The 7,972-nt window shown below is 64.7% G+C and carries 8 protein-coding genes; 6 read left to right on the top strand and 2 right to left on the bottom strand.

The genetic code is table 11. The features are described from left to right. Positions 1-136 precede the first annotated feature (136 nt). Entirely contained in the window at positions 137-886 is a 750-nt protein-coding gene (locus ACPZMI_RS00295) for an NRDE family protein (RefSeq protein ID WP_186665531.1), read from the bottom strand. Positions 887-1,016: 130 nt separating this feature from the next. On the opposite strand from ACPZMI_RS00295, the gene ACPZMI_RS00290 reads away from it, so the two are divergent. The 3 genes from ACPZMI_RS00290 to ACPZMI_RS00280 are packed head-to-tail and all read left to right on the top strand — an operon-like array spanning position 1,017 to position 3,641. After that, positions 1,017-1,799: a sulfite exporter TauE/SafE family protein gene (locus ACPZMI_RS00290; protein WP_186665532.1), complete on the top strand. Its 783-nt coding sequence runs from the start codon at positions 1,017-1,019 to the stop codon at positions 1,797-1,799. Between the two features lie 10 nt (positions 1,800-1,809). Then, positions 1,810-2,619, top strand: coding sequence for a prolipoprotein diacylglyceryl transferase (gene lgt / locus ACPZMI_RS00285; protein ID WP_054891132.1), 810 nt, complete (start codon positions 1,810-1,812; stop codon positions 2,617-2,619). 50 nt (positions 2,620-2,669) lie between these two features. Next, entirely contained in the window at positions 2,670-3,641 is a 972-nt protein-coding gene (locus ACPZMI_RS00280) for a thymidylate synthase (protein WP_426351430.1), read from the top strand. 46 nt (positions 3,642-3,687) lie between these two features. On the opposite strand, the gene cadR is transcribed toward ACPZMI_RS00280, so the two are convergent. Next, positions 3,688-4,131 (bottom strand): cadmium resistance transcriptional regulator CadR, encoded by a 444-nt coding sequence (gene cadR, locus ACPZMI_RS00275; RefSeq protein ID WP_054891134.1) that lies wholly within the window; start codon positions 4,129-4,131, stop codon positions 3,688-3,690. Positions 4,132-4,230: 99 nt separating this feature from the next. Here cadR and ACPZMI_RS00270 point away from each other — a divergent pair, with 99 nt between their 5' ends. From ACPZMI_RS00270 to ACPZMI_RS00260, 3 genes are all read left to right on the top strand, one after another. Continuing rightward, positions 4,231-6,489, top strand: a complete 2,259-nt coding sequence (locus ACPZMI_RS00270) for a heavy metal translocating P-type ATPase (protein ID WP_426351429.1) — start codon at positions 4,231-4,233, stop codon at positions 6,487-6,489. A 9-nt stretch (positions 6,490-6,498) separates the two neighbouring features. Then, complete coding sequence (locus tag ACPZMI_RS00265; RefSeq protein ID WP_186710672.1) at positions 6,499-7,368, top strand: LysR family transcriptional regulator; 870 nt, start codon at positions 6,499-6,501, stop codon at positions 7,366-7,368. A gap of 153 nt (positions 7,369-7,521) precedes the next feature. Continuing rightward, positions 7,522-7,972, top strand: a 451-nt coding sequence (locus ACPZMI_RS00260) for an ATP-binding cassette domain-containing protein (protein ID WP_426351428.1), incomplete at its 3' end; no start/stop codon positions are given.

Genomic DNA, 7,972 nt, shown 5'->3' with positions numbered 1-7,972 from the left:
ATGATCGAGCGCAGTTTCGGGCCCTTTGGTGGGCATCTAGGGGAAGTGGAACTGAATCTCGTGTGACTTCTCAGGCCCCTTCGCGGGCAAGCCCGCTCCCACAGGGGTGGGCTTGCCCGCGAAGGGGCCTGAGAAGTCACACGAGATTCAGTTCCACTTCCCCTAGATGCCCACCAAAGGGCCCGAAACTGCGCTCGATCATCCGCCTTCTGCCCTGATCATCCACGATCAGCACGGTACTTGCCCGCGTCCCGTAATTCTGGCTGGCAATGAACACACTCGACAGCAACCGCTCGGTCGCCAGCCCTACGCCGGTCTCCGGCAACTCACCATCTTGTGCTTGCCCACCATCGGCCAGCAGCGCCAGTAGCTGCTGCGGGTCTGCCGATTCCAGCGCCTGGCCCAGCGCCGAGCGCGCCTTCACCAGTTTTGGCCACGGCGTATCCAGCCCGGCGTTGGACAGCCCGTACACGCCGGGTGACAGCAGCCGTGGCGCCGGGTCGCGGGCGTGCAGATAGCCTAGCCGCTCGCCATCGCCCACCAGCAGGTTGAACCCCGAGTACTGCGCGCTGCGGCTGGCAACCTGGTCCAGATACGCCTCGACGCCCAGGTCTCCCTGCAGGAAGGCCGCCACCAGTTCTCCGCGCGAGCGTGGCCCGAGCGGCTGGCGAGGGTCGCGGATATTGGTCAGCGCCGCGAAACGCCCGGCCGGGCCGATACCCAGCCAGGTGCCGCCGGCTTCGAGGTCGCGCCCGGCATGTACGCCATGGGCATCGTCCCAGGGGGCGAGCGCCTGGGTAGGGCGGGCATAGAATTCGTCGCGGTTGGCCGCGACGATCAGCGGCAGGGCGTGCCCCGGCCGCCAGGCGAATACGATCAGGCACATGGGGTGGCCTCAGTGTTTTGTGCCACTCTACCCACAGCCTGCCTGCACTTCCATCACCTGACACAGAGTTCACTAGAGGCGCAGCCCCGGCTTCCGTTACCATGCCGGATCGTATTCACAGGGTCGGCGAATGGAATTCGTACTCTATCTGCTGTTGGGCGCCTGCGCCGGCGTACTGGCCGGGCTCTTCGGCGTGGGCGGCGGCATCATCATCGTGCCGGTGCTGGTGTTCAGCTTCACCCTGCAGGGCTTCGATGCCTCGATCCTCACGCACCTGGCGGTCGGGACTTCGCTGGCGACCATCGTCTTCACCTCGATCAATGCCGTGCTGGAGCACCACCGCAAGGGGGCCGTACAGTGGCCGGTGTTCCTGTGGATGACTGTCGGCATCCTCATTGGCGCCGGCATTGGCGCCAAGACCGCCTCGTTGATCCAGGGGCCGATGCTGCAGAAGATCATCGGCGTGTTCGCCCTGCTGGTGTCGCTGCAGATGGCTCTCGACCTCAAGCCCAAGGCCAGCCGTGGCATCCCCGGCAAGCCTGGGCTGATCGCGGCGGGTGGGGTGATCGGCTGGGCCTCGGCGATCTTCGGTATCGGTGGTGGCTCGCTCACGGTGCCTTTTCTTACCTGGCGTAGCCTGCCCATGCAGAAGGCCGTGGCCACCTCGTCGGCCTGCGGCTTGCCAATCGCCCTGGCCAGTGCCCTGAGCTTCATGATCCTGGGCTGGAACGAAACGCATCTGCCCGCGCACAGCCTGGGCTACGTCTATCTCCCCGCGCTGGTCGGCATTGCCGTCACCAGCATGTTTTTCGCCCGCTTCGGCGCGCGTCTGGCGCACAAGCTGTCGCCGCGCCTGCTCAAGCGCCTGTTTGCCGCGCTGCTGTTCTGCGTCGGCCTTAGCTTTTTGATCTAGAGGAACCACCATGCTGCCTTACCCGCAGATCGACCCCGTGGCCGTGGCCCTCGGGCCGCTGAAAATCCACTGGTACGGCCTGATGTACCTGATCGGCATCGGCGGTGCCTGGCTGCTCGCCTCGCGCCGGCTGAACCGCTTCGACCCGACCTGGAACCGCGAAAAGCTCTCCGACCTGGTTTTCTGGCTGTCGATGGGCGTGATCGTCGGCGGGCGCTTGGGCTACGTGCTGTTCTACGACCTGCACCAGTACCTGGCCAACCCGACGCTGATCTTCGAAGTGTGGAAAGGCGGCATGTCGTTCCATGGCGGCTTCATCGGCGTGATGCTGGCAGCGCTGTGGTTCGGCAAGCGCAACAACAAGTCGTTCTTCGAGCTGATGGACTTCGTCGCGCCGCTGGTGCCGATCGGCCTGGGTGCCGGGCGTATCGGCAACTTCATCAATGCCGAGCTGTGGGGCAAGCCGACCGACGTGCCATGGGCGATGATCTTCCCGCCGTTCAGCGATCCGGCGCAGTTGCCGCGTCACCCCTCGCAGCTGTACCAGTTCGCACTGGAGGGTGTGGCCCTGTTCCTGATCCTATGGCTGTTCTCGCGCAAACCACGCCCCACCATGGCGGTTTCCGGCATGTTCGCGCTGTTCTACGGGATCTTCCGCTTCATCGTCGAGTTCGTCCGCGTACCGGACGCACAGCTGGGTTACCTGGCGTGGGGCTGGCTGACCATGGGTCAGATTCTCTGCATACCGATGATCGTCGCTGGCCTCGCCTTGATCTGGTGGGCTTATAATCGCAAACCCACGGCGACACCCGCCCACTGATAATTCCACGGCAGGGGCGATCCCCCTGCCGTGCTTGCTACAGGTAGGCCATGAAACAGTATCTAGACCTGGTTCGCGACGTCATCGAGAACGGCACGCTGCAGGGCAATCGCACCGGTATCCGCACTATCAGCCTGCCGGGCGCCATGTTGCGCTTCGACCTGCAGAAGGGTTTCCCGGCCATCACCACACGCAAGCTGGCGTTCAAGTCGGCGATCGGCGAGATGGTCGGTTTCTTGCGCGGCGTGAAGAACGCCGGCGAGTTTCGCGACCTCGGCTGCAAGGTCTGGGACCAGAACGCCAACGAGAACGCCCAATGGCTGGCCAACCCCTTCCGCCAGGGTCATGACGACCTCGGCGAGATCTATGGCGTGCAATGGCGCCAGTGGCCAGGCTACAAGCGCATCCCGCTGAGCAACCCGGCCGCCATCGAAATGGCGCAAAAGGCCGGTTTCCGCCAGATCGCCAAGGACGAGGAAGATGGCCAGGGATTCGTCATCCTCTACAAGGCCATCGACCAGGTGCGCCAGTGCCTGGACACCATCGCCAACGACCCGGGCAGCCGACGCATCCTGTTCCACGGCTGGAACTGCGCCCAGCTCGACGAGATGGCGCTGCCGCCCTGCCACCTGCTGTACCAGTTCCACCCCAATGTCGAGACGAAGGAAATTTCCCTCACGCTCTACATTCGCTCCAACGACCTGGGCCTGGGCACACCGTTCAACCTCACCGAAGGTGCGGCCCTGCTGTCGCTGTTCGGGCGCCTGACCGGCTATACCCCGCGCTGGTTCACCTACTTCATCGGCGATGCCCATGTGTACGAGAACCACCTGGACATGCTCAATGAGCAGCTCAAGCGCGAGCCGCTGGAAGCGCCGAAGCTGGTGATCAGCGACCGTGTGCCGGCGTTTGCCGAGACCGGTGTGTATGAGCCGGAGTGGCTGGAAAAGATCGAGCCGAGTGATTTCTGGCTGGAAGGGTATGAGCATCATGCGCCGATGACGGCGCCGATGGCGGTCTGATTCGAGGCCGCGTCGCTCTTTTCACGGGCAGAGGCCTTTACCGGCCTCAATGCCCGTGACTACGCCCCACATGCGAATGCTCGGTCTCCGGCACCGACACCGCACCATTGACCTCCAGCTGCTGCAAGATCGCGCACTCATCCCCCTGTGCATTGCACTGCCTGCGTAACTCCACCAGCTGCGTCTGCAGCGCCATCAAACCATCGATCCTCGCCTGCACATGCTCGATATGCTCGTCGATCAGCGCATTGACGCTGCCGCACGCACCTTCGGGGGTGTCGCGCAGGCGCAGCAGGCTGCGGATTTCGTCGAGTGTCATGTCCAGGGTTCGGCAGTTGCGGATGAAGGTCAGACGCTCCACATGGGCCTGGGTGTACAGGCGGTAGTTGCCGTCGGTGCGGGCGGGTTCGGGCAGCAATTGCTCGCGCTCGTAGTAGCGGATGGTTTCCACGGCGCAGTCGGTGGCCTTGGCCAGTTCTCCGATCTTCATGACGAAATCTCCATTGGATCGCTTGACCCTATAGTGGCTACAGGGTGTTCACTTGGCAACAACCCCCCGTCAGTGGGCACTCTCCATCAGGGCGAACCTATGAACCAGCCTGTCAGTCACGACCACGACCACAAGCACGATCATGGCCATGAGCATGGCGCCAAGTCCTCCTGCCACGACACCCAGGCCCACAGCTGCTGTGCCAGCAAAGCGGCGCCGGCCTTCGTGCAACTGACCGAAAAGGCCAGCGACCAGGCGCGCCTCAGCCGTTTTCGCATCGAAGCGATGGACTGCCCGACCGAGCAGACCTTGATCCAGGACAAGCTTGGCAAGCTTGCTGGCATCGAGCAGTTGGAGTTCAACCTGATCAACCGCATCCTCGGCGTGCGCCACACCCTCGACGGCACCGTGCAGATCGAGCGTGCCATCGACAGCCTGGGCATGAAGGCCGAGCCCCTGGCTGCAGACGACGCTGGCAGCGCCAGCGCCCCTGTTGCCCACAAGACCCGCTGGTGGCCATTGGCATTGTCGGGTATTGCCGCGATTGGCGCCGAAATCGTGCACTTCTCCGCGCTGGCGCCGGAGTGGGTGGTGGCCTTGCTGGCACTGGCAGCCATCCTCGGCTGCGGCCTGGGCACCTACAAGAAGGGCTGGATCGCGCTCAAGAACCGTAACCTCAACATCAACGCGCTGATGAGCATCGCCGTGACCGGTGCCGTGCTGATCGGCCAGTGGCCGGAGGCGGCGATGGTCATGGTGCTGTTCACCATCGCCGAACTGATCGAGGCACGCTCGCTGGACCGGGCGCGCAACGCCATCAGCGGCCTGATGCAACTGACGCCAGATATGGCCACCGTGCAACAAGCGGATGGCCAATGGCGTGAGGTCGAGGTGCGTGAGGTGGCCATCGGTGCACGGGTGCGGGTGCGCCCGGGCGAGCGGATCGGCCTGGATGGCGAGGTGGTCAGTGGGCAATCCAGCGTCGATCAGGCACCGATCACCGGCGAAAGCCTGCCTGTCGAGAAGACTGTGGGCGACAAACTCTTCGCTGGCACCATCAACCAGGCCGGTGCCCTTGAGTTCCGCGTCACGGCTGGCGCCGGGCAATCGACCCTGGCACGCATCATCAAGGCGGTGGAAGAGGCGCAAGGCGCGCGGGCGCCGACCCAGCGCTTCGTCGATCAGTTCTCGCGCATCTACACCCCCGCCGTGTTCGCCGTGGCATTGGCCGTGGCGATCATCCCGCCGCTGTTCATGGCCGGTGCTTGGTTCGACTGGGTCTACCGTGCCCTGGTGCTGCTGGTGGTGGCCTGCCCGTGCGCGCTGGTGATCTCGACCCCGGTGACCATCGTCAGCGGCCTGGCTGCGGCGGCGCGCAAGGGCATCCTGATCAAGGGCGGTGTCTATCTCGAGGGCGGGCGCAAGCTGGACTTCCTGGCCCTGGACAAGACCGGCACCATCACCCACGGCAAGCCAGTGCAGACCGACTTCAAGGCGCTCGACCCGCTGTTCGAGGATCGCGCCCAGGCCTTGGCCGCGAGCTTGGGAGAGCGTTCCGACCACCCGGTGTCGCGCGCTATTGCCCAGCATGCCAAGGCGCAGAACATCGCCCTCAGCGATGTCATGGAGTTCGCCGCGCTGGCCGGGCGCGGTGTGCGTGGCGAGATCGATGGCCAGGCCTATCACCTGGGCAACCATCGACTGGTCGAGGAACTGGGCCTGTGCTCGCCTGCGCTGGAAGCTCAGCTCGACCAGCTCGAGCGCCAAGGCAAGACCGTCGTGCTGCTGCTCGACCGCTCCGGCCCGCTGGCACTGTTCGCCGTGGCCGATACCGTGAAGGACAGCAGCCGCCAGGCCATCGCCGAGTTGCATGAGCTGGGGATCAAGACGGTCATGCTGACCGGCGACAACCCGCACACGGCCCAGGCCATCGCTGCCCAGGTGGGTATCGATCGCGCCGAGGGCAACCTGCTGCCTGCCGACAAACTCAAGACCATCGAAGACCTCTACGCTCAAGGCCACCGCGTGGGCATGGTCGGCGACGGCATCAACGACGCCCCGGCCCTGGCCCGCGCCGAGATCGGCTTCGCCATGGCGGCGGCCGGCACCGACACCGCCATCGAAACCGCGGATGTGGCGCTGATGGACGACGACTTGCGCAAAATCCCGGCGTTCGTCAGGCTGTCGCGCCAGAGCGCTGCGATCCTCATCCAGAACATTGTCCTGGCACTGGGGGTCAAGGCGATATTCCTGGCAATCACCTTTGCCGGCATGGCCACCCTGTGGATGGCAGTGTTCGCCGACATGGGCGTGAGCCTGCTGGTGGTGTTCAACGGCTTGCGCCTGTTGCGCAAATAACGAGGTGCCATGCTCGCATCGGAGCTCAAAGCCTTCTACATGGTGGCCCGCCTGGGCAGCATCACGCTGGCGGCGAAGAAGCTTGGGCTCAGCCAGCCCACGGTGACCACGCAGATCCGCAACCTGGAGAGCCAGTACGCGGTCGAGCTGTTCTACCGGGGGGGCCGACGCCTGGTGCTGAGCGAGGAGGGCGCCAGGCTCCTGCCGCGGGTCAAGGCCTTGCTGCAGCAAGAGGCGGACATCGAGTTCGAACTGCGCAACAGCGGCCAGGCCCAGGGCAGCTTGCGGGTCGCGGCCACCGCGCCTTACTACATTCTCGACCTGGTGAAGGTGTTCCGCGAACGCCTGCCCCAGGTCGAGGTGGCGGTGGAGATCGGCAACTCGCAACAGGTGCTGGAGATGCTCGAGGAGTACCGGGTGGACATCGCTGCCTCGTCGCAGTTGGTCGAGGATGCGCGCCTGGTGCGCCGGGTGCTGGGCAGCGATCCGCTGGTCGTGGCCGTGCACCGCAGCCATCCGCTGGCGCAGCGTCAGGCGGTGGGCATCGAAGGCCTCGCCGGGCATTGCCTGTTGATGCGCGAACCGGGTTCGACCACGCGCAAGCTGACCGAGCAGATGATGCAGGAGGCCGGGGTGAAGGCCGGTGCGCTGTTGGAAATCGGCAGCCGCGAATCGATTCGCGAAGCGGTGCTGCGCAATATCGGCATCAGCGTCATTGCCCGCCATGAAGTGCCCCTGACCCCGGAGTTGCGGGTGCTGGCACTGGAGGGCGCGCCGCTGATGCACGAGTACCTGTATTGCCTGAAGGAGCGGCGCCAGGCGCGCTTGCCGGCGGCGTTTCTTGGGGTAGCGCAGGAAGTGGCGGGGGCTCGGTTCTAGATTTCCTGCAGCTTGTTCGCGGTGCCATGCCTGTGTTCGCAGGCCCTCAACCAAAATCCGCCAATGCCACTATCACCTGCTTTGCCCTAATCGCCACAGAACCTTCGCACAGCCTTCCTAGCATGGCCCTCATCTCTTCGATGAGGCCCCGCCATGAACCACACCACTCCGGGCGCACACATGCACGTGCGCGGCATCCACAAGCGTTTCGGCGCGTTTACTGCGCTGAACGACGTGTCCCTGGACATTGCCGCCGGCGAGCTGGTCTGCCTGCTCGGCCCCTCCGGCTGCGGCAAGACCACCCTGCTGCGTTGCATCGCCGGCCTCGAACGCCAGGACCGTGGCTCGCTGTACATCGGCGAACGGGATATTTCCGATCTGCCGCCCCAGGCCCGTGACTACGGCATCCTGTTCCAGTCCTACGCGCTGTTCCCCAACCTCACTGTCGAAGCCAATATCGCTTATGGCCTGACGGACGGCAGCCGCGACCAGTCGCGTCAGCGCGTCGCCGAAATGCTCGAGCTGGTCGGCCTGACCGGAAGTGAAAAGAAATACCCCAGCCAGCTCTCCGGTGGCCAGCAGCAGCGTGTGGCCCTGGCCCGTG

The sequence above is a fragment of the Pseudomonas wayambapalatensis genome (assembly GCF_049942315.1).
Classification (GTDB): domain Bacteria; phylum Pseudomonadota; class Gammaproteobacteria; order Pseudomonadales; family Pseudomonadaceae; genus Aquipseudomonas; species Aquipseudomonas wayambapalatensis.
Note: the sequence above shows the minus strand (reverse complement) of the source record. Positions and strands in the feature narration are given on the sequence as shown.